Here is a 24,164-nt window from a genome sequence, read left to right as displayed (position 1 = left end):
GACAGTTGTGCGAGAGTGGCGATTGGTGCTGAGGTGGACGGTGATGCTTCTCGTGTTATTCACGACGGTGGGCTGCGCGTCGAGGATTGAGCTTTATAGCAATCGTTCAGAGCGTGAGGCCAACGAAATGCTGGCGTTGCTCATGCGGTCTTGCGTTGCTGCCGAGCGGACGACGAACAACAGCGGCGGCGCCTCGCTAATGGTTTCAGAAAAGGATGTGCCCCGCGCCATGGATGTATTGGCTAGCGCCGGGTTGCCTCGCGACCGCGTTTCCGACCTTGGTGACCTCTTTAAACAGGAGGGCATGATCTCGTCGCCGACAGGGGAACTGGTGCGTTTTATTGTTGGCACCAGCCAGGAGCTGTCGCGGACGCTCGAAAGTATTGACGGTGTGGTTGCTGCTCGCGTCCATGTGCGCTGGAACAAACCAGATAAGGGATACGACGGCATGCCGCCCGTCGTCTCGGCTGCTGCTGTGCTTGTCCGTCACAACGCTGCTGCTGGCATCGATCAGATCGTGCCGAAAATCAAGAACCTGGTTGCAAGCACCTTCAGGAACTTGGTCTACGATCAGGTCGAGGTTATGCTTGTCGAGGCGCCGCAGAACACCGAACTGCGGCGGCTCGACGCGGGCACGCGAGCCAGCGAATGTAGCGACCCGTCCAATCTCTTGATCGGACTCATCGGCGGAATAGGGTCGGTAATCTGCAGTGCAGTGTTGGCCTACTTCTTATGGCGGAAGCGAGTTGGCCGCGCCACCACCATTGCGAGGTCATGATGTCAACGGAAACGGGCGCGGCAGCTATGGTCGCGACAGGGTCAGCAGCCATTTTGGATGAGTGGCTTGATGCGCCGTGGGCGGGAGCGATGATGCGCTGCATAGCCGATCCTGCCGCCGACCTCGATGAGACCATGGCTAGAAATTGGCCCGAATGGCTGCCGCTGGGAGTCGCGCAGGTCGATCCATTCATCCGTGTCAAGCTTGGAAGCTGGCTGCTTCACGATCGAAACGATGCGGCATCTGCTATTATTTCGGCTGGCCATGCCGCCCGAGTCCGACTCGCATTGCTTCCCGCGTCGGATGCCGTGCGCCTTGTTGGCTTTGCCGCGGCCTGGGCAGGTATGCCCAGTCTCGTCGGCCTTGTTCGGCAGGTCGACCTTGTGGTAGCTCGCAGCTTGCTCGGAGAAGAAGCCTTTGCATTCGCTTTTCAGGCCGCGCTGCTGCCGCGTCCAACCGTCGAACTGATGTCGGCGGTCGGCACTTCCGAGCTGCCGACCGAACCTGCTGCATTGCTTCGCTGCGGAGCGGCGATGTTCGGCCTTGCAATGGGTGGTGTTCCGGAACCAATGCAAGCCCGACTGCGGTTGCGCCGTCCTGCGTCGATCTGGATGGCGGCTGCGGACGCTTGCCGCGACGACAGTGTCGGCGAGGATGCCTTTCGTGCAATGCGGCGCCTGATCCGCAAAACGATGCCGACATGGTCGCACTGGTTCAACTGACGTCGGGGAGCGTCAACATTCTCGGTCCAGGACGAATCCTGCCGGCTGCGAGCGCGCAGGCGCTGCTGGATGCAGAGCAGGTGCTCAATCAGGCGCGGCGCGAGGCAGAGGCCCTCGTTGAGGCGGCGCGCGAGTCCGCAAGCAAGATCGAGACGGCAGCCAACGAGGCCGGGCTGCAAGCAGCGCAGGCGAAAATGCAAGAGCGTTTGATCGCACTCGCAATCGAGCCGCTGCGCATCGTGGAGCAAAGCAAAGACCGGATCGTCGACATGGGACTGCAGATCGCACGTCGGATCCTTGATACGATCGCACCGGATGACGGGACGGTGCAGCTCGCTTTGCGCGGTTTTGAGTTCGTCGGCCATGCCCCCTTCGTCCGACTGCGCGTGGCACCTTCCCTTGTTGAAACAGTTCGCAGACGGCTGGACGAGATAGTCTCGGTCGCCACATCATCCGCTGTTGTCGAAGTAATTTCTGACCCGTGCATCAAAGATGCCGGGTGCATCCTCGAGACCGATGCTGGACTGGTCGACGCTACGATCGAGAGCCAATTAAGGTCAATTGAAAGCGCCCTGCGCAACAGTCTAGAAGGCTTCGTAACGGGATGACCCTGCCAGCTCCCTCGCCGCCGTCGCTCGCCCCGATTGGCCTTTCGGAGCAAGACATTGATCGCGTCTTTCAGCGTGCGAGCGGAGCAATCGTGCAGACGCAAACACTGCATTTCCGCGGCCGAATCCTTCAGATCGTCGGAACACTCATTCGTGCGACGGTACCTGGAGCTCGAATCGGTGAACTGTGTGCCCTCCGCAATCCTGAAGAGGACCATCGATTGACCGCCGAGGTTGTGGGTGTTGAACGCGATGTCGCGATTCTGACGCCGCTTGGGGAAATGCAGGGGCTCTCTACTCTCACGGAGGTGATTCCGATGAGAAAGCCTCTGCTGGTGCCAGCGGGCTGGAACCTGCTTGGTCGGGTACTTGACGGTCTTGGCCGCCCGCTCGACACATCTACTCGTGGCCCGTTGATTGCGGAAGCGCACGTGCCGGTCCACAGCAATGCACCGGATCCCTTGACCCGACGTAACATAGGTAACGTTCTTCCGGTCGGCGTACGTGCGATCGACGGTCTTTTGACATGCGGGGAGGGACAGCGCACGGGCATTTTTGCCGCGGCGGGCGCCGGCAAGAGTACGCTGCTGTCGATGCTGGTGCGCGGCGCCGCGGTTGACCTGACGGTGATAGCACTGGTCGGCGAGCGAGGACGAGAGGTGCAGGAGTTCGTTGAATACAATTTTCGCGCAGGACAAGGACCGAACTCAGTTTTTGTCGTTGCGACATCCGACCGTCCCGCCATGGAGCGGGTGAAGGCGGCCTATGTGGCCACGGCAATTGCTGAATGGTTTCGCGATCAAGGTAAGCGTGTGTTGCTTGTTATGGATTCGGTGACCCGCTTTGCGCGGGCGCAGAGGGAGATCGGTCTGGCGGCGGGTGAGCCAGCCACCCGGCGCGGTTTTCCACCATCAGTCCTCGCGGCTCTGCCGCAGCTCCTGGAGCGTGCCGGAAACAACGATCGCGGATCGATAACAGCCTTTTATACCGTGCTCGTCGAGGGCGATGATATGGCTGAACCGATCGCGGATGAAACACGCTCCATTCTTGATGGTCACATTGTGCTCTCACGCACCCTGGCGATGTCGAATCACTATCCTGCTATCGACATTCTGGCGAGTGTCAGCCGGGTTATGAGCGTTATCGCGGCCCCGCAGCATAAACAGTTGGCACGGACGCTCCGGGAACTGATGGCTAAGTACCAAGAAATAGAACCGTTGATCCGCTTCGGCGAGTACAAGAAAGAAACCGATCCACTCGCCGATGCGGCGACCGCCAAAATCGAGCATATACGCAGCTTCCTGCGACAGCCGACATCCGAGCAGATCGGTTTCGACTCTACGCTTCGCGAGCTTGCTGCGTGCCTGGCATGAGATCCAAAGCAATATCTCAACTCCTCGAGCTGAGGAAATTGCGGTGTTACCGTGCCCGAGATGTCTTACGCGTGCGGGAATCAGCTCTCGACAACGCTGTCGCTGCCGTCGACGTCGCTCGGACAAACCTTCGTAAATGGCAGCAACACCGTCGTCGTCTGGAAGGCGTACTATACCAGTCGCTGATCGGAGAAACTGTCAGCCTTAACGAGCTTGTAAGGTTGAAGGAGAAGATAATCGCACTGCACGAGCACCAACAGCTGCTCGAAGGGTGTATTGAGAAGGCATTGGCGGTAGCCGACCCTGCCCGGCAGGCCTGCGAGGACGCGTACAACGCCGTGCGTGAAGCATATAAGCAATTCGATAAATGCGAACACTTGCTGCGGGCCTTTGATAGCTCGACGGCGGGGGAGGAGTAGGCCGCTGAAAAATGGCCGAGCACTACTTTGGCAGATTGTTGAGTTTGTCGCTTTTAGGATTGAACGAAGCCGCTGGCGCGGCATGTAGGGAGGCATAGCAAGGATTGCCTCCTGTCTGAGAGGATTGTGGGTTTTCGAAGCCCAACCCTTTCGACAGGAGGTTTTCCGATGGCTGAGATCAGCCCACTTCGCCGCCGCATGATCGAGGACATGACGGTCCGCAATCTGTCACCGGCGACGCAGCAATCCTACCTCGACGCCGTAGCGAAGTTGAGCCGATATTTCGGTCGTTCTCCCGACAGCCTCGACCTGGAGATATCCGCGCCTTCCAGGTTCATCTGGTTGTAACGGGGATGTCCTGGCCGGCGCTGAACCAGATCGTCTGCGCACTGCGGTTCTTCTACGGTGTGACGCTTGGTCACGACACCGTTCCGGAGCGCATCGCCTATGCGCGTAAACCGCGCAAACTGCCGGTCGTGCTGAGCGCCGACGAGGTCGTGCGCTTCCTGGAAGCAATCCCAAGCCTCAAGAGCCGTACCGCACTGACCACCGTCTATGCCGCAGCCTTGCGCGTATCGGAAGTGGTCCTCTTGAAGGTGGTCGACATTGGTAGCCAACGGATGTTGATCCGGGTCGAGCACGGCAAGGGCGGCAAGGACCGTTATGTTATGCTCTCGCCGCAGCTTTTGAGGATTCTGCGGACGTATTGGCGGCTCACTCGGCCAAAAAGATGGCTGTTTCCCGGCCGCGACGACGAGCGTCCGCTCGTCCCCAACGTGCTGCACGCCGCCTGCCGTTCAGCCTGTGCGGCGGCCGGCTTGAGCAAGTCGGTGACAGTGCATACGCTGCGGCACACATTCGCGACCCATCTCCTGGAGAACGGGGCCGACGTGCGCATCATCCAGGTGCTGCTCGGCCATGCCAGTCTGGCCAGCACGGCGCGCTATACCCAAGTCGCCACAAAGACCATCAGCAATACGCCAAGTCCGCTTGACCGGCTTCGCCTGGAGGTCGTGCCGCCCGGCTGAGCGGACCTGATGGCTCCGGTTCTGGAAGTGGCGGATATCTTCCGCCGCCACGGCGAAGCGTTTCGGCAGGCGCGTGCCGGTCACCTCGGCCGCGTCGAGCGACGCGTGATGGGCGCCATCACCGCGTGTCGGACAGCCGTGCTCGGTGGCCATGTCGAGCAATGCGACGACTGCGGTGCGACCCGCATAGCCTACAACTCCTGCCTTATGGGCAAAGCCGGTAATGGGGAGCTGGCAATCGCGATCACCGTATTTTCCTGTGTATTGCCGCTCCCGAGCTCTCCATTACAAGTCACCCGTGCGGCCCCGTTGGGTCGGCCACTGATGGCCGGTCACATACGGAGACGGACATGTTGGAGACGTACTTCTCGGCAGCGAAGATGCTGGGACATCTGCGCAGTGGGCCGAGCGGGCCTTACCTTGACGGGTTTGCAGCGGCGCTGGAGCAGCAGGGTTATGGCCCCGACACAGCGGTACGCTTTTTGCGAGCGGCGGCTCACATCGGCCATGTCATGGCCGAGCAAGGCGCGGGCCTGACGGACATTGATCTCGCCGCGTTCGGCGAGCACCTGCGCACTTGCCGGTGTCCACGCGCCAAAGGGGGCCGGCGCAACCACCACACCATCTACGGTGCCAGGCTCTTTCGTCGTCACCTCGTCGAGCTCGGCCTTTGCCGGTCCGCGGCCGTGACGGCAGCACCCGCCGAGCCGCAGCTGTTGGTCGCCGACTTCAAGACGTGGCTGCGCAAGCATCGCGGCGCATCCGATGCCACCGTATCAGGCTCTACGCCCGCGACGCCGCGGGCCTGATGATGGAGCTTCGATCTGATCCGGCCGGCTGGAGGCCGAAGGATATCCGCAGTTACTTACTGGAGCGGGCGAGCAATAGCGGGCGTGGAACGATCGAGAAGATTACGACGAGCCTGCGGGCTTTGCTGCGGTATCTCGCAGTCGCAGGCCGTTGTCAGGCAGGTCTCGACGGCGCCGTTCCGGCCTACGCTCATTGGCAGCTTGCCGACATGCCCCGGTATCTATCGACCGAGCAGGTCGACCGGCTGATCGCTGCCTGTGACGGCGACGCTGGTGCGCGCCGGCGTGATCGTGCGATCGTACTTTTGTTGGTGCGCCTCGGCCTGCGGGCCGGTGACGTGGCGCAACTGCGTCTCACCGATATCGAGTGGCAAACGGGATCGCTGCGGGTCTGCGGCAAGTCGCGCTACGAAGTCCGGCTGCCGCTACCACAAGAAGTCGGGGATGCGATCGCCGCCTATCTCGAATGCCAGCCGTCTACCCGCCGGAACGATGTCTTGTTCCTACGCACAATCGCGCCATGCGGCCATTCCGGCGAGGCGACGCCATGTCGTCGGTGGTGAAGCGTATCATGAAGCGGGCCGACATCGTGCCGCCGGTCAAAGGGGCCCACGTTCTGCGGCACACTGCGGCGACCGAGATGCTGCGTCAAGGCGTGCCGCTCGACAAGATCGGCCTCGTCCTTCGGCATCGCGGCGTCGACACGACGGCCTATTACGCAAAGGCCGACGTCGCGCTGCTGAAGCAGGTTGCTCAGCCCTGGCCGGAGGCACTCTGATGCGCGACGCCATCGAGACCTATCTCGCGCTCCGCCGCACCACGGGCTTCGCGATGTCGACCGCGGAGTATCTGCTAAAGAGCTTTGCCGCGTTCGCGGCCGAGCGCGGACAAACGTACGTCGCAACAAAAACAGCAATCGACTGGGCCGCGCTCGGACCATCCGTCGCGCAACGCGATGCACGGCTAAGAGCCGTCTGTCGCTTCGTACGCCATGTCCGGGTGGAGGACGTCGGGCACGAGCTACCGCCAGCAAATTACTTCGGCGCCCGTAAGAAGCGTCGCACGCCGCACATCTACACGACAGACGAGATCAGTCGGCTGGTCGAAGCTGCGCTGCGGCTTCGGCCAATGCGCGGCTTGCGCCCGCACACGCAAGCGACCTTGATAGCGCTGCTCTCATCCACCGGCCTCAGGATCTCCGAAGCGCTGAAGCTGACGATCGCGGACTTGACCCGCGAGGGTCTGTTGATCCGCGAGACCAAGTTCCGCAAGACGCGACTGATGCCGCTGCACGACACGACGGCCGCCGGCTTGCAACGATATCTGGCACGTCGCGGGCCCGGCTCAGACGAAGATCAGCTGCTGTTCGTGTTCGCCGCCGACCGGCTCAAGGTCAGACCATCGGCGCTGAAGCTCGAGCAGATCGATGCCGCCGCGCTCGTCAGCGCCTTCCTCGAGCATCTCGAGGACGAGCGCAAAAACGCGGCCGTGACGCGCAACGTTCGCCTGGCGGCGATCAAGTCGTTCTTTCGCTTCCTCGAGTACCGGCAGCCGGCAGCGCTCGACCAGATCCGCCGTGTACTGGCGATCCCGTTCAAGAAAACTGACACGCGCCTGGTGCCCCACCTTTTGCGCGAAGAGCTCCAAGCCGTGCTCGACGCTCCCGATCCGGCGACACGCGATGGCATCCGTGATCGCGCAATGCTGCACGTGGCCAGCTGCGCAGGGCTGCGCGTCTCCAAGCTGACGGGCCTCAAGGTCGATGACATCGACCTGCCTTCGATGAGCATCCGCGTGCTCGGCAAGGGACGGCGGGAGCGGACGCTGCCATTATTGAAGCCGGCGGTCACTGCACTGCGCGCGTGGCTGGCCATCCGCGGGCAGGTCGCGGCACCCGAGGTGTTCGTCAACGCCCGCGGTGAGCCGCTGAGCCGATGGGGCGGTGCCTATCTGCTCAGGCAGCACGCCGCGACTGCGGCTCGCAAGCAGCCCGGTCTCGCCAGGAAACGCGTCTCGCCCCACGTGCTCAGGCACACCTGCGCGATGGTCGTCCTGCAAGCGACCGCGGACATCCGGAAGGTGTCGCTGTGGCTGGGCCACGCTACGCTGACGACCACCGAGGTCTACACGCGCGGCGATCCGACCGAGAAGCTCGATGCGATGGAGGCGATCGTGCCGCCCCACCTGCGGCGCGGCGTCTTCCAGCCCACCGACCAGCTGATCGAACTCCTGAGGCGTATCTCGTAATGGAGAGCGGCGTTGGCGGTGATTGGTGCAGGAGCGCGATCAAATTGCCGCCAACTCCCTATTACCGGCTTTGCCCATAAGGCAGGTAATGGGCGCCGCCCATTAGCTGTCGCAATCGGCACAGTCCGAAGTGCCAGGGCGCGGCGCGCGCGCAATGGCTCGCCGAACGGCAAGCCGAACTCCTTCCCGTACCGTATTTCCACGTCGTCTTCACCATGCCGGCCCCCGCCAGAGAGATCGCCTTCCAGAACAAGGCCGTCGTCTATGCCATCCTGTTCCGCTGCGCGGCCGAGCCGCTCGCCACCATCGCGGCCGACCCCAAGCATCTCGGCGCTCAGCTCGGCGTGACCGCCGTCCTCCATACCTGGGGCCAGACCCTGCAACACCATCCGCACATCCACTGCGTCGTGCCCGGCGGTGGACCCTCGCTCGACGGCACGCGCTGGGTCGCTTGCCGGCCCGGCTTCTTCCTGCCAGTGCGCGTCCTCTCCCGGCTGTTCCGCCGCCTGTTTCTGCAAGAGCTGCAAGCTGCCTTCGCGGCTGGCCAGTTGGGCTTCTTTGGCGATCTCGCGCACCTCGCCGATCCCGCCGCATTCGCCGCGCGCCTCGCTCAGCTCCGACGGACCGACTGGGTCGTCTATGCCAAGCCGCCATTCGGCGGGCCCGAACAGGTGCTGGCTTATCTCGGCCGCTATACGCATCGCGTCGCCATCGCCAACAGTCGGCTGATCTCGCTCGCCGATGGCAAGGTGAGCTTTTTCTGGAAGGACTATCGGCAGAACCGCAAAACCAAAGTCATGACGCTTGATGCCGACGAGTTCATGCGTCGCTTTCTCCTGCACACGCTGCCGGATGGCTTCCACCGCATCCGCCACTATGGCTTCCTCGCCAATGGCGGACGTAACGATAAAATCGCCCTCTGCCGTCAACTCCTTGCTGTCCGCAACGCGCCGACCGAGCGAGAAGCCGGCGGCGATCCCCTCGTCAAATGCGAGATCCCCGTCTGCCCACATTGTGGCGGCACCATGCGGCGCGTCGATGTCGTCCCGCGAGCCTGCGCGCGCGACCAGCCGTTTCGTTGTGATACGTCATGACCAGCGCCTGCACCATCCACCCCTTCTGTGATCACCTTCGCGGTGGCAACGTCCGAGGTTGCCGTGGCCGCGTTCGTCGCCGAACACCCCGCCAATCGTCCGGCCACGCCTCCCAACGCAGCAAATCCCTCCCTGGATCGCGCCCTTGGCCTGATCAATGGGGCTGCTTACATCCGATGAATGTCTCGCCGACGCACGGCGACCACAGGCGCGCCTTCCCAGCAGCCGCACCCGCTGCACTATTCCCATAGCGCCCACAACTCCGCAGCTTCGTTCAATCCAGCTTCTATGAGGTCGCACGCACGACAGAGCGCGCGGCTCGCGCCTGCCACGCGACCTCACAGAACCCTCAAGATTCCCAAATCGATTTTTCGATGATTCATGGGTGGTCGGCTCTCGGAGGGCTGACCATGGCGGAATGGGAAGTCGAGCTCCAACCCTGGCTGTTGCCGTTCTTGGACGGGCTGGATCATAAGACCCGGCAGCGGATGTGTCCGCTGTATGTTGCGGGATTGATCGGTCCTGGCGATCGCAAGCGCGTTCAGCCGATGGCGGAGCGCCTCGCCACGAGCAACTACGACCAGCTGCACCATTTGATTGCGGACGGTGTCTGGGACGCGACGCCGCTGAGACAGAGCTGCTCAACCAGGCGGACCGACTTGTGGACGGCAAGGATGCGGTGCTGGTTATTGACGACACCTCACTGCCGAAGAAATGTGAGCGCTCGGTCGGTGTTGCGGCTCAATACGCATCGGCTCTCGGTAAACGGCAAATTGCCAAACGCTGGTGTCTTCAACCCTTGCGCGCCGCGAAGTGCCAGTGATGGTCGGTTACGTCTCTTTCTGCCTGACAGTTGGACAAGCGACATGTCTCGTTTGAAGCGTGCTCGGGTGCCAGTCGAACACCGAACGCCACGGTCCAAGCCGGAGATTGCTTTGGCCGAGATTGACCGCGCGATGGCAGGCAAACGTGCGCTTTGGATGTGTGCTGACGGATGCCGGATACGGCTTCAGCGCACCGTTTCGACAAGGGCTCACGGCACGCCGGCTGGCCTGGGCTATCGGCATCCCTCGGCACCTGAAAGTGTATCCGGTCGATGTGAAGCTCATTTGGCCGAATACCAAAGTCCGCGGGAAACTACGAAAGCATCACGTGCCCGATATCTTATCGATTGCGGCAGAACAAATGCTGGCCAGCGCAAAATGGAAAACTGTGAGTTGGCGTAGCGGGACGAAAGGTCGGCTCAAAGCCCAATTTGCCGCTCTCCGTGTCCGGACCGCCGACGGCCCTCCGCAGCGGATATGGGATAAAGGTCAGCAGCATCTGCCAGGCGATGAAGCCTGGCTCATTGGCGAGCAACGTGCCTCCGGGAGAAGAAATACTATCTCGCCAATCTTCCGGCGGCGATCGATCTGCGCACGCTGGCCGCCACCATCAAGGCACGGTGGATTTGTGAGCAGGCGCATCAGCAGTTAAAGGAGGAGCTTGGACTTGATCACTTCGAAGGACGATCATGGCAAGGTCTTCATCGCCACGCCCTGATGACAATGACTGCCTACGCCTTCCTGCAACATCGTCGCCTCGCATACCCGGGGCGGAAAAAAAGAATGAACGGGCCGCCGCCTCAACCAACCATGCCCGCCATACGTCACGCCATCGTCAATCTCATCCTTCGGCCACCGCCTCCACAGCGTCCATACTGCCGAAAACAAATCCTTGAAAACCAATGGCGCAAACAGATTCTGCCAAAGTAGTGATCACAAGTTCGCATCATTAGATTCGCATCAGAGTCGCATCGCTGTGCCATTGTTGTTCGTGGCAGAGCGATGGAGCATTCGATGGCGCGATTGGCACCCCTGATCCTAAACGACGAGGAGCGAGCTGAGCTGACGGCGTTGGCAGGCGGTCGCAAGACGGCCCAAGCGCTGGCTTTAAGAGCCCGGATTGTCCTGACCTGCGCGGAAGGCCACCAGAACAAGGACGTGGCGGCGAAGCTCGGTGTGGTCGAGATGACGGTTGGCAAGTGGCGTCGCCGCTTTGTGCGGGACCGCATGGATGGCCTGCGTGACGAGCCAAGGAGCGGGGCGCCTCGGACGATCGATGATGCACGCATCGAAGCCACCAAAAACCCTGGAAAGCCTTACGAAGGATGCGACCCATTGGAGCTCGCGCGGCATGGCCAAGGAAAGCGGACTGTCGGTATGAAGCGTGCAGCGCATCTGGCGAGCGTTCGGGTTGCAGCCTCATCGGATGGAGACATTCAAGCTCTCGACCGACCCGGATTTTGTAGCCAAGGTGCGCGACGTCGTTGGCCTCTACGTCTCTCCACCCCAGCGGGCCGTCGTCTTGTGCGTGGACAACAGTCCATCGAGAAACTGCCCCGCCGAGGCCGCGACCCGCTCCTGCGTAAACAGCGGACGGATGCGTTGCTTGGCCTCTCCGACGAAGCCCACAGCGTCAGCGTATCTTCAACCGACGCACCTACCAATCATCAGATCCCGAATCATGGCCGCCCACGGATTCAGAACTTTCAGGAAGATGTTCGCGGTAGGGACGCTCATTGCTGAGCGCCCCCCGCACGGATCCGGACGAGCCCAATTAAGGCATCCGGCTCTTACGTGGAGTATGTGACGGCGAAGCGCTGTTGTGGCCAGGGATGAAGGATACAGGGTCGAGGGAGCCATTCCTCCGCCAACTTCGTCATGCGGTCCCACGTGAAGGAGGGTGTCAGAAAGAATGTGTAAGCCAGGTTTCTGTGAGTTTACCTTACCGAGGAGACTCACATGACGACCGACACGACGATTACACCTGAACTACTGGATCAACTGCTTGCTAACTATGAGAAGCCTGAAGATCTCACAGGTGCGGACGGGCTTTTCAAGCAGCTGAAGAAGGCGCTGATTGAACGGGCGCTTGGTGCGGAGCTGAGCGATCATCTTGGCTACGAGAAGGGGACCCGGCCGGCCGCGGCAGCGGCAACAGCCGTAACGGGACCAGCGCGAAGACAATCCTGACCGAGGACGGCGAGATCGACATAGCCGTGCCACGCGACCGGGCCGGCAGCTTTGAGCCGCTATTGATCGCCAAGGGCCAGACCCGTTTCGACGGCTTCGACGACAAAATCCTGAGCCTCTACGCGCGCGGCATGACGGTGCGCGAGATCCAGGGGCATCTATCCGAACTTTATGGGGCCGAGGTCTCGCCGGATTTGATCAGCCGGGTGACCGACGCGGTTCTCGACGAAGTCCGGGAATGGCAAACCCGTCCGCTCGACCCGGTCTATCCGGTGGTGTTTTTCGACGCGCTGCGGGTCAAGATTCGCGATGAAGGCATGGTCAAGAACAAGGCCGTCTATGTCGCGCTGGCGCTCAATCCGGACGGCGAGAAGGAGGTTCTGGGCCTGTGGATCGAGCAGACCGAAGGCGCCAAATTCTGGCTCAAGGTCATCAACGACCTGAAGACGCGCGGCGTCAACGATATCCTGATCGCGGTGGTCGATGGACTCAAGGGCTTTCCCGAGGCAATCGCCTCGGTCTATCCGCAGACCGTGGTACAGACCTGCATCGTGGGGTCGTTGAAGAAGCCCGTATCTTCGATTGACTCGCGTTCTTGCAAGATGACAGTCGCGCCGTTGGGAGGCCTCAGGTCGAGGCGATCCTTAAACGGCCGATCGTTAACGTGAGGAGCGAACACGAGCAAAATGGCTAAAGCGGCTGCGGCCAACCGCTTCAGATTGATAGCAGCGGCGGTCAGGAAAGCCTGGATACGCATGTTGTCTCTGCCACGGCGTATGGCGCGACGGAGACCGTGCCAAGTCTTGGCTTCGCCATGGACGCCCTCGACCCGCCAACGATGACGCCGATAGAGATGGCGTTCATGCTCCCCCCATCTGAGCCTCTTGCGCCGCGCTCTCTCAGTAACGACGGGTGGTTGACATTGAACACGACCACACGAGCGTGGCGGGAGGGGCTCACGCAATGCGGCCGCAGGGGACAGGCCGAACAGTCTTTGCCACTCGCATGGAAGTGTTGGAAAGAGCCCCGTTGCAGCTTGCCTTTGGGCCGCAGGATCTTGCCGGTTGGACAGCGCACCAGGTTGTGCTTGGCATCGAGCCTCAAGCGCCGCGTCGGTATGACCTTGCCAGGTTGCCGTTCGGCCTTGGCTGGTACAACGGCATCGATCTGGCGGTCCTCCAACGCCCGGAAAACCTTAGCATAGGCGTAGCCTGCATCCATGGTCGCCGTCTTAATAGCGACACCGGTTGTCAAGGCGATGGCATCGAGCTGAGCTTCTAGGGCCATGCCTTCGTTCTGTTCGCCGGTCGTCACCTCGACGTCGACAACGACGCCCTTCAGATCATCGACAGCCGTATGTTGTTTATAGGAGGGTTCGAGATGACGGTTACGACCGTTCGTCGCCATAGTCGCATCGGGGTCGGTCGTGCAGATCTTTTTGTATTTGCCGCTCTGACGGTCTTCCCATCCGAACTCGGATGGATTCGCCGCCTCTACGTCGGCAACATGGCGTACGGCCAAAGCGTCCCAGCTCACATTCGCACGGATCAGCGATGCATCGATATGGATGATCTCGCCGGCCACAATCTTGGCTGCTATGCACGCCTTCACGGTGCGTTTGAAGATGTTGCGAAAGCGCTCGGCACCCCAGCGCTGGCGAATGCGCGTCAGCGACGAGTGGTCGGGTAGCACCTCGTGCAAACCGTAGCCGACGAACCAACGGATCGCGAGATTGACCTGCGCCTCGCGTAGCAGCCGTCGGTCATGGATGATTCCCAGCAGAAAGCCGGCAACCATGAGCCGAACAGCCACTTCGGGGTCGATCCCCGGGCGTCCGGTATCTGTGCAGTAGAGATCGGTGACCTCGTCACGCAGCCACGAGAGGTCCAACACGCGATCGACACGAGCGAGGATGTGGTCGTCTGGAACGAGCTGTCGCAACGAACCAGTGATGAACAGCTCCAGCTGATCGCGCTCTTTCCGGCCTAGCATCCTGCCCACCTCGCGAATCAAAGAGAACCGGCGGGACCAGTGAATCAACGTCTGCAGACTTCTTCAACAACCCCATCGTGCACCTGATCCGCAACAGCCTGGCGTTTGTAGCCTGGAAGGATCGCAAGGCGATCCTGCCTGCCATCAAGGCAATCTACCGGGCCGAGAATGCCGATATGGCGCTGGTCCGGCTCGAGGAGTTCGAGGACGAATGGGGCAAGCGCTATCCGGCGATCGGCCAGGCTTGGCGCCGCGCCTGGGAACAGGTCGTGCCGTTCTTCGCGTTCGCTCCTGGCGTCCGCAAGATGATCTACACCACGGATGAGATGGACAAGCGATTTCTTCATGGCCGAAGCAACGATTGCGGAGATCGCCGTACGTCCATTCTTTTGTTCGGTCGCGCCGCGGGTCCATTCTTCCGTCCCGGCCACCGATCTCGCAGCCGACGCGCGCAGGGGCGGTCAAGGCTGGCCGCATTTGCGGCCACCGTATGGCTTGGCCTTGACCGGCCCGAGCACGACGGCACACTGGCGTGGAACGGGACTGCGTTCCTGGCCTGGCTAGACCTTGCCGTCAGCCGCGATTATGGTTGTCAGGCGCGGGCGACCTCGTGGCGAAGCGTGGCGCATCGGCTGCAAGCGCCACCAGGCTGCCCTATTTTGTCCTGCCAAGCTGAGGCGCCCGCGCGCCGGTTTTTGGCCGCCGTGGCTTCCATTGCGTCACCAAGCGCTCGTAGCTTTGCTCGGCCTGGGCGGCAATCAACATCTCGCGGTCGCGTAGCGCCTTGATATTGTAGGCATAGGCTGGCCCGCGCCGGCTGCCTTTCTGTTGTGGATGTCCGGCTTGAAGCTGCATCGCGCGGGTCTTGTTGGCGACCAGCGATGGGCCCGCCCACAGGTAATCCTCGCCCTTCGTCAACAAATGCCAGCAAAGCACAGTGAGCTTGCGAGCCACGGCCACCGCGGCGATCTGATGACCGCGCCGGGCGCGGATGCGGACGAAAAACGCATGCAGTGGACCGGGCGCCTTGGCCGCGGCCCAAGCCGCCTCGACCAGCATGGCACGCGCATGACTGCGGCCGATCTTGCTGATGCGGCCGTGGTGGGCGGCTCCCAGCCCGGACTGCCGCACCCGCGGATTCAGCCCAAAATAACTCACCAGCTTCTGCGGGCTGTTGAACCGGCTGATGTTGCCGATCGCCGCCACGATGCCGGCGGCGACCGCCAGATTCACGCCGGTGATCGTCATCAATCGGTTGACCGCGGAATCGTCTATGGCGTTCTGCGCGATCTCGCGGTCGAGCAGGGCCAGGTCTTCCGCCAGCCGGTCAAGCTCACGGACGTGCCGATCGATCGCCGCGCGCTCATCGTCTGGCAGCTGCTGAGCGGCCAACCACGCCCGGCCGCGAGCATTGAACAGATCGGCGTGCGGGCACTTCGGGATCAGGTGTGCGTGCAGGATCGAATGCACCTCGTTCTTGAGCCGCGTACGGTGCCGCACGACCTGGTAGCGCCGCGCCACCAGCCGACGCTTGCGTTCGGTCTCCGCATCAGGCGTCCAGATCTGCGGCAGGTACCCGGCCGCCTGCAGACTGGCGAGCGTGCCGGCATCGATCTTGTCGGTCTTGACGTGAGCCTGGGCGATCGCCTTCACCTGCAGCGGATTGGCGATAATCACCCGTGCCACGAACGGCGCCAGCACTCGCGAGGCCGCCATGCTGTTGGCGGTCGCTTCGACCACCACCTCATCACTGGCCAGCAGGGTCTTGCCAAATCCCTCCAACGCAGTCCGCGTCATATCAATGCGGCCCGCATGTCGGAGCCTGCCGTCCTCCCAAAACACCACCTCCCCGAAGGTTCGGTGGACATCAATGCCAATTATCCGTCGCATTCGCACCTCCTGCCAGATACATGACGGGAGCTGCGGGCGACACGACAACTACGGATTCGCGCTCTCGGCGCAACCGGGCGAGTCGCAGAGGCGGCCAGCTACTAACTCGAGCTCTCGGCTCATCGTATGTATCGGCCTGCCCGCACATCGTGCTCCCGGTGCCTCTGTCCCGATGGTCGCACCATACGCTACGATGTAGAATACCGCAGCGGAACGTTGGCACCGAGACATCTCATACCGGTTACCAACGCGGTCGAGGCGCTGCACCGTAGCTTGCGCAAGATCATCAAGACCCGCGGCAGCTTTCCCAACGACGACGCGGCGTTGAAGCTGCTTTATCTCGCCATCAAGAACGCCGGATTGAGGTGGCGGCGAGGCGTCGAGTGGACTGCCGCCATGGGTCAGTTCGCCATTCAGTTCGGCTCGCGTTTTCCGGGATCAGCGCGATGACCAAAGTGTCGATCAGCCGTCTCATCCGGCGGCACGAGTTTGGCCGATCAGCAAGCTCTGTAAAGGCGGACCTGCGGCCCCCGCCTGCGGCGGCTGCGGCCTTGACAGAGCTTGCTGCCCGGCCATTGTTAGCCACCATCAGATCGATGGCAATGTCCGGCTGATGCAAGAAACGACTGCGATTCAACCTTCACAGAGGCCTCTTACACAAAATATCTGACATTCCCACGTGAAGCCGTCTCGTTGGCTTCGCCGCCGAAGCGTTCGACGCCAGAGATCGGTCACATCGTAGCGGAAACCTGAGAGCGCCCGCCAATTTGTTGGAACCGCGTAGTAGGCGAAGTGGCCGTTGACGACCTGTCTCAGCCATGCACCCTGGACGAGGATCGGTTGGTGCGTCCGACGCCGCAGCTCTTCCTTGATATCCTGAAGCTTCCTCCGCAGACGATCGCGGCGGGTCTTCCGTTCGAGCAGGAAGTTTCCTCCCGCAGATGTGGGTGAAGCCCAAAAACATGAAGGTCTCGGTTTGCCAAGCCCGCGCCCGTTACGATTGGCCGCCGCGCGGCGGCTGCACTCAATCAGGCGGGTCTTGTCTGAGTGGAGTGTCAACGCGAATGCTTCAAACCGTTCACGCATTGCATCAACGAAACGGCGAGCATCGTCCTCATGCTCGAAGCCGACCACCAGATCATCGGCATAGCGCACGATCCGCCATGGGCCTCTTGCCGTCGCCAGCGTTCGGCCCAAAGATCGAACGTGTAGTGCAGGTAAACGTTGGCGAGCAGCGGCGAAATCACCGATCCTTGCCCCGTGCCTCTGTCGTCCACGGTAGCGACCCCGTCTTCGAGAATGCCCGCCTTCAGCCATTTACGAATCAGGCGGATGATGCGCTTGTCGCCGATGCGGTGTTCCAAAAACCGGACCAGCCAGTCTTGGTTCACACTTCCGAAAAAGTTCTGCACGTCGGGGTCAACATCCAGTTCACCTTCCGCGTGGGTGATCGCTACCGCAAGCGCGTCCAACCCATTATGTTGTCCCCTACCGGGTCGAAACCCATAGGAGAAACCGACGAAGTCGCCTTCGTAAATGGCGTTGAGCACCATGACGGCCGCGCCTTGGACGATTTTGTCTTCCAAAGCAGCGATCGCCAGCGCTCGCTCCCGGCCGTCCGCCTTCGGAATATACGTCCGACGTGACGGTTGGGGACGATACGCTCCTCCGTGGATCCGTCGGTGCAGATCCGCAAGCCGAGGCTCCAGGTCTGTCTCGAAGTCCTGCCATGTCACACCATCCACGCCGGGGCTGCTTTGCGCTTGAGCGCGTAGAAAGCCATCCGGAGCGTGTCGGTATTAACATGGTGGAGAAGCGCTGTGAACCGCTCCTTCCTCTGCCTTGCGGCTTGCCGTACGCGATCGAACTCTTGGATCACACGATCCCGGCCCTGTGTCCGGAGTGTGCTTTGCTGTCTCGCGTTTCCCTTGGTCCCCGCCCTTCGCTCCATCGCCTCCGCCACCGTACGTCCGGCTTTGTTCGGCGACTTCATAGCTACTATGGCGGAGTCAGACTTCTCCTGGTCGTTCATCCGCGGCTACAGCTCCTCGCCTTCCCGCCGCGGACCACACTGCTTCCATGAGCATCTGGCCGACCAAGAGAGCTCCCGGCTCCGTACAAGAAGCTTCTGCACATACCGGGGTCTGCGACCACGCCGAGACGTCGGGATGCTCGCGATATCGGACCCCTTCGTGTTGCCTTCCGCCCAGTTGACAGCGTCCGCTCTCGGGAAAACATTCTTTGGCGGCTCGATGGCTGGCCTATGCGCTCCCCTGCCGACGCTTCGCCGACATCCTCGCGGACGCCCGCGCACGGCTCGGGGCCGATGTAGATCGCTACTCCTTCATCGCAGTGGACTCCCACCACCTACTCCTTGCCGGTCTCCTGGCGCAACAACTGTAATGCTAATTGCAGCCTTCATCTGGCGAGGGGACATGCCTTCGGATTCGCGCAGATACTGCGACTCTCTTGCGCCCATAAGCACCTTACACTGCATTATAATGAGTGCCTATTTGGGCTGACAAGTGAAGTTGTATTAGTCACGCAGGTAGGAGAGGTCCCGTCGCGGGGTTGGTTGGAATTGAGGGTGGCGTAGTCTCCGAGGTGATCAACCTCGAATCATCCGGCGTGAGAACGCCCGCCCAATTTGGGCGGGCGCCTGAGAAATGCGTCGCTTCGGGGCTCGATGCTTAGGTTGTGGCGCCGTCTCACCTGGTGTTTTTTTTGGTGGGGCGTTGTATTCCGCGAATCCAGCGAGCCTCGCTGTTATCAAGTCTTGGCAGCATCATGAAGTCTTCTGTTTCACGGCTCCGGCTGACGGAATTGTCGGAGGGGTGCATTAGCGTTGGTGGCGCTTCTGGCGCGTCCGTAGGACGAAGCGGGATAATTTCAAACGTTCGGCGTCAGTTAAGGCGTGCGGGCGGCTCGGCCCCAGGGCTGAGACGATCAGCAGCTAGCTATATCAGTGACGCCGAACCTGTCCTGCAGGGCAAGCCGCGCGGTGGGGGGGTATGAAGTCATTCGAAAAACTCCTGATCTTTGCGAGCGGCCGCAATGATATTGTTCTGGTAGTGTTGCTGATTGCGATTGTCTTTATGATGATCATCCCACTTCCTCCAGTTTTCATCGACGTGCTGCAGGCTGTAAATCTGGGAATGTCAATGCTCCTGCTTATGGTGGCGATCTATATCAGGTCACCCCTTGACTTCACGTCGTTCCCATCGGTGCTTTTGCTGATAGCGCTCTTTCGGCTGTCGCTTGGCATTGCGGCAACGCGCACCATCTTGCTGAATGCGGACGCCGGCCAAATCATCAAGACTTTCGGCCACTTTGTGCTGGCTGGAAATCTCGTTGTAGGTGCAGTCACCTTCCTGATCATCACCATTGTGCAATTTGTCGTCATTACCAAAGGTTCTGAGCGCGTCGCCGATATCGCCGCACGCTTCTCCCTTGATTCGATGCCGGGGAAGCAAATGAGTGTCGAAGCCGACTTGCGTGCTGGCAGCATCAACACGCAAGAGGCGGGTAGGCGACGTATAGAAATCCAGCGCGAGAGTCAGTTGTACGGCGCGACGGGCGGCGCCATGAAGTTCCTCACAGGCGACGCCATCGCCGGCTTGCTCAGTATCGTGGTCAACATCATCGGCGGGATCACGATTGGCGTTGTTCAAAAGGGAATGGCATTGAACGATGCGCTGGAGCGCTATGCAATGCTGACTATTGGGGATGGACTTGTCAGTCAGATACCCGCCCTCTTCAATGCGATGACGGCAGGCTTTATCGTCACCAGGGTCAGTAACCGGGACAGCGACGTAGATCTCGGTAATGCGATGGGCAACGAAGTGAGGGGACAACCCCTTGCACTGATTGTCGGCTCATTCGTCCTTATCCTGTTCTCCTTTGTACCTGGGTTTCCCACGATTATCTTCATAGTCTTGGCAGGAGCAATTGGAGGTGGTGGCTGGTTGCTGCTGCGAAGTCGGCTGCGCGCCTCTAGGGAGCTCTCGACGCGTCCGGACGAACCCGCCGAGAGGAGCGGCGCGGGCGCCAATGGCATCGCGTTTACCACACCTCTGATGATCGACATTGGTCACGATACTCAGGCGATGATCCAACGTGATGTGCTGAGTAAGGCGTTGGCCGCCACGCGGCAGGCGCTCGTGCTTGATCTCGGTGTCCCTCTCCCAGAGATCAGTGTGCGGCTCAGCGGCAGCTGCAAGAGGGAAGGGTATATCATCAGGGTAAATGAACTTCCGTGTGGTGATGGAGGATTGCGGTCGGGCCATATTCTGGCGCGCGATACTCCCGAAAATCTCGAAATTCTGGACATTCCATATGTTCTGGGCACGTCCTTCTTGCCTGATATCGAGACCGTCTGGGTCGACGTCGCGCATCTTGAGTTGCTGCGAGGTGCAGGGATTCCCTTTTTGGATTCAGCTCATATTCTTGCCTACCATACTGGTTACGTCATGCGCAGGCATGCCGATGAATTTATCGGCGTCGAGGAAACGAAAATTCTTTTGAAACAAATGGAGGAATCGTTTCCGGAGCTCGTAAAGGAGGCGCTGCGCTTGGTTCCTCTGCAGAAGATCTCGGAGGTCCTTCGACTACTAATTTCGGAGGACGTTTCAATACGAAACATGCGCACCATCCTCGACGCATTGGCCAAATGGGGGCAGACCGAGAAAGACACAATCCGACTGACCGAGCATGTGCGCCGTGCGCTCAAGAGGCAGATCTGCTTCCAGTACTGTATCGGGACGAATCTGTTGCCGGCCTACCTGTTGGCCCCAGACCTGGAGGAGACGCTGCGCAATGCCATTCGGCAGTCTTCCGCAGGCGGCTATCTCGCCCTCAATCGTCCCGATCAGATTATCAACAAAATACGAGCGGCGATCGGCCCGCTTGAAAAGCAACCGCACACGCCGGTGCTGCTTACCGAAATGGAGATCCGCCGATACTTGCGCACACTTATTGAGGTTGACTTGCATCGACTCGCAGTGATCTCCTATGCCGAGCTGACACAGGGCGTTTCCCTGCAGCCATTGGGGTGGATTTCGCTGCAGTGACAAACGCCAAGATGAAAGATGATGTTCTGACGGGTGATCAGGCAAAGCTGGCCTTACGTGTGCTGTCCGGGCCAAATGCCGGCGCCGAGACATGCCTGGGCGAGGGAACTTGGCTCGTCGGCTGCAATGAAACTGATGACCTAACCTTCGGGGATCCGGAACTCGTTGGGTCACATATTCGTATCGCCATCGGGGCTGGAAGGCTTCAGGTCACTGCGCTGGCGCCGGGCGTGCTGATCGGCGGCAGGCAATGCCCGACAAACAGCCCGAAGATCGTCGACCCGCTCACTCCGGTTCGGGTCGGACGGACGATTTTTAGTCTTGGTCCGGTCGGGTGCAGCTTTCCAGACGTGCACTCCGTAGTTGAGCTCGAAGGAGTGGATGCGAAGTATTTCCCTTCCGCTCCCCCAGAACCGTTGTGCCTAGGCGCTGGACGAATACGTCTCACCACGCGCTTGGTACTGTCGCCAACGCGGGTGGGGGCGATGGTTTGTGGTGTCCTGATCATCATATGTGGGGCCTGGGTAGGGACTGAGAGGCTTCGCCCGTTCACCTTAACCGCCCTTCCAGGTACGGAGCCGCGTAAGGCGGCGAGGGATATCCTTCCCACCTTGAGCGTCGCGCCCGACGCCAATGTCACGGTTCCTGACGATAAGATTATCAGCGGCGGCTTGCGGTCTGGAGAGAATACCAATCTGGAAGTGGCCTTGCGTGGCCCCGAGATGGCGGCTGACGTCGCGTCCAAACGACCGACCGCAACTACGTTGTCTGACGCAAAGCTCGTCGACCTTGCAGCTACGGTGTTACACGCGTTTAATATCGAGGCTCATGTTCGCGTGGAAGGTGGCGGAGAAATATCCATAACCGGATATGGCCGTAGCGGTAAGGACGTCGACGCGGCCCGTCGCAGGCTGCAGCAGGATATCCCGGGTGCGCCCAAAATTAATGATGCAGTGGCAACACCAGACCGCGCTCGAGCCTTTCTCGAGGGGGCGGCATCAGCGGAATTGCGCGGCTCAATCCTCATCACGACGAACGACGAGGTGGTAAAAGTGTCGGGCGCGCTGAGTTCAGCTGGATACAACGAATGGCAAAACCTTTCTGCTCGGTTCAAAGAAAAGTTCGCGCCCCACATCCGGCTCGAATCGCAGTGCAAGCTAGTGACGTTGCCGACGGTGCGAGGTGTGCATCTCGGCCGCACTCGTTTCATCGTGCTTGAGAATGGAAGGCGCCAGAACGTTGGAGATAGCATCGATCAGCTCGGAAAGATCGTTGCGATTGATCGCGACGGACTCGTCCTGCGTATCAGTGCATCTGACGTGCGCTTTCTCTATTCAAACGAGCCGGAATGGATAGCGGAGGACGCCAACAGTGACGGACGATAGTGTCGCATTTGACCTGCAGAGGCAGTTGATGATTGACGTGGATGGAACCAACAGATCTGCCATCAATACGGAGCTTCAGAGCTGGCGACAATCTCTAAACCGGGTCGCGGATAGCGGTGTCACAAGGCGCCAGTTCGAAGCGTTGCAGACGTTGCTCGATGCTATAGATGCCGCAGCAGAAGTTATCGATGAAACATGGCTACGGCACCATCGATAAGTAGTCTTTGAATAGGAGACATGAAATGGACTTCGGGGTCGTAGGTAGCTCTATTGAGAGATCCGTCGCTGAATCAGAGCGCCAACTGAAAAGTAGCATTGTAAGCATGAATCCGGACGACGCCATGGATCAGCTTAAGCTTCAGCTCGCAATGAGCAGACATACTACGCTGTTGAACTTGAATTCGACCATCATTAAAACGATTCACGAGGCGCTCAACGGTGTAATCCGCAACATAGTCTGAGCGGTATGGGTTGGTTCCAGTGTTCGCAGCCATTGCGTGCATCCGAACTTGTTCGTAGATCGCAACGTGGTTCTAAGTGTTAGCACTGCGGGTCGATCCGAGGATGTCTGGATATGAATTATTACCGGCAACCCACACCACATGCCGACTAACACCCCTCAAAACGGCCACAGTGACTTTGGGAGCGATTGATGTCATCTAACTTCCTGCAACTTCGGCACTTCCGGTATTTCGTCGGCATCGTGGATGCTGGTGGCTTGTCCCGGGCTGCCCGTACAATGCACGTTGCGCAGCCGGCGCTGAGCCAGTCAATGACTGAGCTTGAAGCCGAGCTTGGCGTCGTGCTTCTGCAGCGCAGCTCACGCGGCACGCACCCGACACGCGAGGGCGAAACCTTCTATCGTTATGCCGTTTCGATCCTTCAGCAGGTGGATCAGGTGCGCGATGCCCTGCGCTCTATGCGGGGAGAACCCGAAGGTTTGGTAAGGCTCGGCATGTCCTCGGCGCTCCCGGTGTCGTGGTCCTCCGCGGTTATCGAAGCGTGCCGGACGATGCTCCCAAATGTGCAGCTCCGTGTAGTTACCGCTGACGATCTTAGCATGAAGTTGCGCATTGCATCACGCTCGCTCGATCTTTGTGTCATGTTCGAAGGTGAGCCCATCCAAGGCTTTGCTCGCCAGCAGGTGTTTCAAAAGCCACTTTACCTAGTCCGGCCTCCCGTTGCAGAAATGTCTGCCCCTTCCGTTTCGCTCGAAGCGTTGGCTGAGCTTCGTTTTGTGCTGCCGATACGGCCCGACGCAGTTCGCTGCGCACTGGACCGGACGTTTCAAGAAGCCGGCCTGATTCTCAACTGCGACACGGAAGTCGATACGTTGGCCAGTGCGCTCTGCATGGTCAAGGATGGTGTTGCCAATACGATCACTCCGAAGGGCCTCATCTCGCAGAGTCCGGGCCATGAAGATCTGAGGCTTTTCATCATAGATCCACCGATCTCCGTCACAGCATCCATAATCTCTTGCGGCGATACTCCGCTCGCCTCAGAAGTAAGCACCGTGTTGGCCGCCCAGGTGAAAAAATGTTTCGGGGAAAATGAGCTATCGCTAAATTTTGGTGACGGCGCGGCCGATCAGGCGGCGGCGGTTATGTGCTGACGGCCGGGAGGCGGCCGCTGACCCATCTGGGCGCCGCACTCGATAAGTACCTGAGCATGCGCAAGGGGTTTGGATACAAGTACGAGCACCAGACCCATCGGCTCGCTGACTTCTCGGTGATCCG

Annotated in this window: 15 protein-coding genes and 10 pseudogenes; 20 read left to right on the top strand and 5 right to left on the bottom strand. The window is 60.4% G+C overall.

Annotation, left to right across the window (positions count from 1 at the left end):
* Nucleotides 1-43 precede the first annotated feature (43 nt).
* From sctJ to QA643_RS28210, 14 genes and pseudogenes are all read left to right on the top strand, one after another.
* Nucleotides 44-778, top strand: coding sequence for a type III secretion inner membrane ring lipoprotein SctJ (sctJ, locus tag QA643_RS28275; protein ID WP_283028976.1), 735 nt, complete (start codon nt 44-46; stop codon nt 776-778).
* A complete protein-coding gene (locus tag QA643_RS28270) occupies nt 778-1,500 on the top strand; it encodes a hypothetical protein (RefSeq protein ID WP_283028975.1) in 723 nt (240 codons plus the stop codon). The genes sctJ and QA643_RS28270 overlap by 1 nt, the downstream gene beginning before the upstream one ends.
* Entirely contained in the window at nt 1,479-2,108 is a 630-nt protein-coding gene (locus tag QA643_RS28265; RefSeq protein ID WP_283028974.1) for a FliH/SctL family protein, read from the top strand. The genes QA643_RS28270 and QA643_RS28265 overlap by 22 nt, the downstream gene beginning before the upstream one ends.
* Nucleotides 2,105-3,481 (top strand): type III secretion system ATPase SctN, encoded by a 1,377-nt coding sequence (sctN, locus tag QA643_RS28260; protein WP_283028973.1) that lies wholly within the window; start codon nt 2,105-2,107, stop codon nt 3,479-3,481. The genes QA643_RS28265 and sctN overlap by 4 nt, the downstream gene beginning before the upstream one ends.
* A gap of 71 nt (nt 3,482-3,552) precedes the next feature.
* Nucleotides 3,553-3,900 carry a YscO family type III secretion system apparatus protein gene (locus QA643_RS28255; RefSeq protein WP_283028972.1) on the top strand — a complete coding sequence of 116 codons (348 nt, stop codon included), beginning with the start codon at nt 3,553-3,555 and terminating at the stop codon, nt 3,898-3,900.
* A gap of 168 nt (nt 3,901-4,068) precedes the next feature.
* A pseudogene (locus QA643_RS28250) lies at nt 4,069-4,928 on the top strand (site-specific integrase).
* A 9-nt stretch (nt 4,929-4,937) separates the two neighbouring features.
* Nucleotides 4,938-5,132: pseudogene (locus QA643_RS28245) on the top strand (transposase zinc-binding domain-containing protein); the annotation flags it as partial.
* 146 nt (nt 5,133-5,278) lie between these two features.
* Entirely contained in the window at nt 5,279-5,737 is a 459-nt protein-coding gene (locus tag QA643_RS28240; RefSeq protein WP_283035106.1) for a hypothetical protein, read from the top strand.
* Nucleotides 5,737-6,300: a tyrosine-type recombinase/integrase gene (locus QA643_RS28235; RefSeq protein ID WP_283028971.1), complete on the top strand. Its 564-nt coding sequence runs from the start codon at nt 5,737-5,739 to the stop codon at nt 6,298-6,300. Before QA643_RS28240 ends, QA643_RS28235 begins: the two co-directional genes overlap by 1 nt.
* On the top strand, nt 6,285-6,515 hold the full coding sequence (locus QA643_RS28230; protein ID WP_283028970.1) for a tyrosine-type recombinase/integrase: 231 nt from the start codon (nt 6,285-6,287) through the stop codon (nt 6,513-6,515). The genes QA643_RS28235 and QA643_RS28230 overlap by 16 nt, the downstream gene beginning before the upstream one ends.
* Entirely contained in the window at nt 6,515-7,984 is a 1,470-nt protein-coding gene (locus QA643_RS28225; protein ID WP_283028969.1) for a tyrosine-type recombinase/integrase, read from the top strand. Before QA643_RS28230 ends, QA643_RS28225 begins: the two co-directional genes overlap by 1 nt.
* A gap of 104 nt (nt 7,985-8,088) precedes the next feature.
* Nucleotides 8,089-9,078 (top strand): annotated as a pseudogene (locus QA643_RS28220) (IS91 family transposase); the annotation flags it as partial.
* Between the two features lie 374 nt (nt 9,079-9,452).
* Nucleotides 9,453-10,798, top strand: a pseudogene (locus QA643_RS28215) (IS701 family transposase).
* Between the two features lie 118 nt (nt 10,799-10,916).
* Nucleotides 10,917-11,436, top strand: a pseudogene (locus QA643_RS28210) (IS630 family transposase); the annotation flags it as partial.
* Here QA643_RS28210 and QA643_RS28205 read toward each other — a convergent pair.
* Nucleotides 11,436-11,566 (bottom strand): annotated as a pseudogene (locus QA643_RS28205) (IS701 family transposase); the annotation flags it as partial. The pseudogenes QA643_RS28210 and QA643_RS28205 sit on opposite strands and share 1 nt — an antisense overlap.
* A 295-nt stretch (nt 11,567-11,861) precedes the next feature.
* On the opposite strand from QA643_RS28205, the pseudogene QA643_RS28200 reads away from it, so the two are divergent.
* Nucleotides 11,862-12,646: pseudogene (locus tag QA643_RS28200) on the top strand (IS256 family transposase); the annotation flags it as partial.
* 143 nt (nt 12,647-12,789) lie between these two features.
* On the opposite strand, the pseudogene QA643_RS28195 reads toward QA643_RS28200, so the two are convergent.
* Nucleotides 12,790-14,084, bottom strand: a pseudogene (locus QA643_RS28195) (IS1182 family transposase); the annotation flags it as partial.
* 74 nt (nt 14,085-14,158) lie between these two features.
* Here QA643_RS28195 and QA643_RS28190 point away from each other — a divergent pair.
* Nucleotides 14,159-14,416: pseudogene (locus tag QA643_RS28190) on the top strand (transposase); the annotation flags it as partial.
* A 322-nt stretch (nt 14,417-14,738) separates the two neighbouring features.
* On the opposite strand, the gene QA643_RS28185 reads toward QA643_RS28190, so the two are convergent.
* Nucleotides 14,739-15,956: an IS110 family transposase gene (locus QA643_RS28185; protein WP_283034959.1), complete on the bottom strand. Its 1,218-nt coding sequence runs from the start codon at nt 15,954-15,956 to the stop codon at nt 14,739-14,741.
* A 261-nt stretch (nt 15,957-16,217) separates the two neighbouring features.
* On the opposite strand from QA643_RS28185, the pseudogene QA643_RS28180 reads away from it, so the two are divergent.
* Nucleotides 16,218-16,424: pseudogene (locus QA643_RS28180) on the top strand (transposase); the annotation flags it as partial.
* A 605-nt stretch (nt 16,425-17,029) separates the two neighbouring features.
* Here QA643_RS28180 and QA643_RS28175 read toward each other — a convergent pair.
* Nucleotides 17,030-17,719, bottom strand: coding sequence for a reverse transcriptase domain-containing protein (locus QA643_RS28175; protein ID WP_283028968.1), 690 nt, complete (start codon nt 17,717-17,719; stop codon nt 17,030-17,032).
* 1,266 nt (nt 17,720-18,985) lie between these two features.
* On the opposite strand from QA643_RS28175, the gene sctV reads away from it, so the two are divergent.
* Together sctV and QA643_RS28165 are read left to right on the top strand one after the other, a co-directional pair.
* On the top strand, nt 18,986-21,043 hold the full coding sequence (gene sctV / locus QA643_RS28170) for a type III secretion system export apparatus subunit SctV (RefSeq protein ID WP_283028967.1): 2,058 nt from the start codon (nt 18,986-18,988) through the stop codon (nt 21,041-21,043).
* The gene (locus tag QA643_RS28165) at nt 21,025-22,428 is read left to right on the top strand and encodes an FHA domain-containing protein (protein WP_283028966.1); all 1,404 of its coding nucleotides are present in this window, start codon (nt 21,025-21,027) and stop codon (nt 22,426-22,428) included. The genes sctV and QA643_RS28165 overlap by 19 nt, the downstream gene beginning before the upstream one ends.
* A gap of 290 nt (nt 22,429-22,718) precedes the next feature.
* Here QA643_RS28165 and QA643_RS28160 read toward each other — a convergent pair whose 3' ends face one another.
* Nucleotides 22,719-22,922, bottom strand: coding sequence for a hypothetical protein (locus QA643_RS28160; RefSeq protein WP_283028965.1), 204 nt, complete (start codon nt 22,920-22,922; stop codon nt 22,719-22,721).
* A 158-nt stretch (nt 22,923-23,080) separates the two neighbouring features.
* Here QA643_RS28160 and QA643_RS28155 point away from each other — a divergent pair, with 158 nt between their 5' ends.
* Nucleotides 23,081-24,040 (top strand): LysR family transcriptional regulator, encoded by a 960-nt coding sequence (locus tag QA643_RS28155; RefSeq protein WP_283028964.1) that lies wholly within the window; start codon nt 23,081-23,083, stop codon nt 24,038-24,040.
* Nucleotides 24,041-24,164 lie beyond the last annotated feature (124 nt).

The organism is Bradyrhizobium sp. CB3481 (assembly GCF_029714305.1).
Lineage (GTDB): Bacteria > Pseudomonadota > Alphaproteobacteria > Rhizobiales > Xanthobacteraceae > Bradyrhizobium.
The sequence above is the reverse complement of the archived record's forward strand: the minus strand, read 5'-3'. Positions and strand labels throughout refer to the sequence as shown.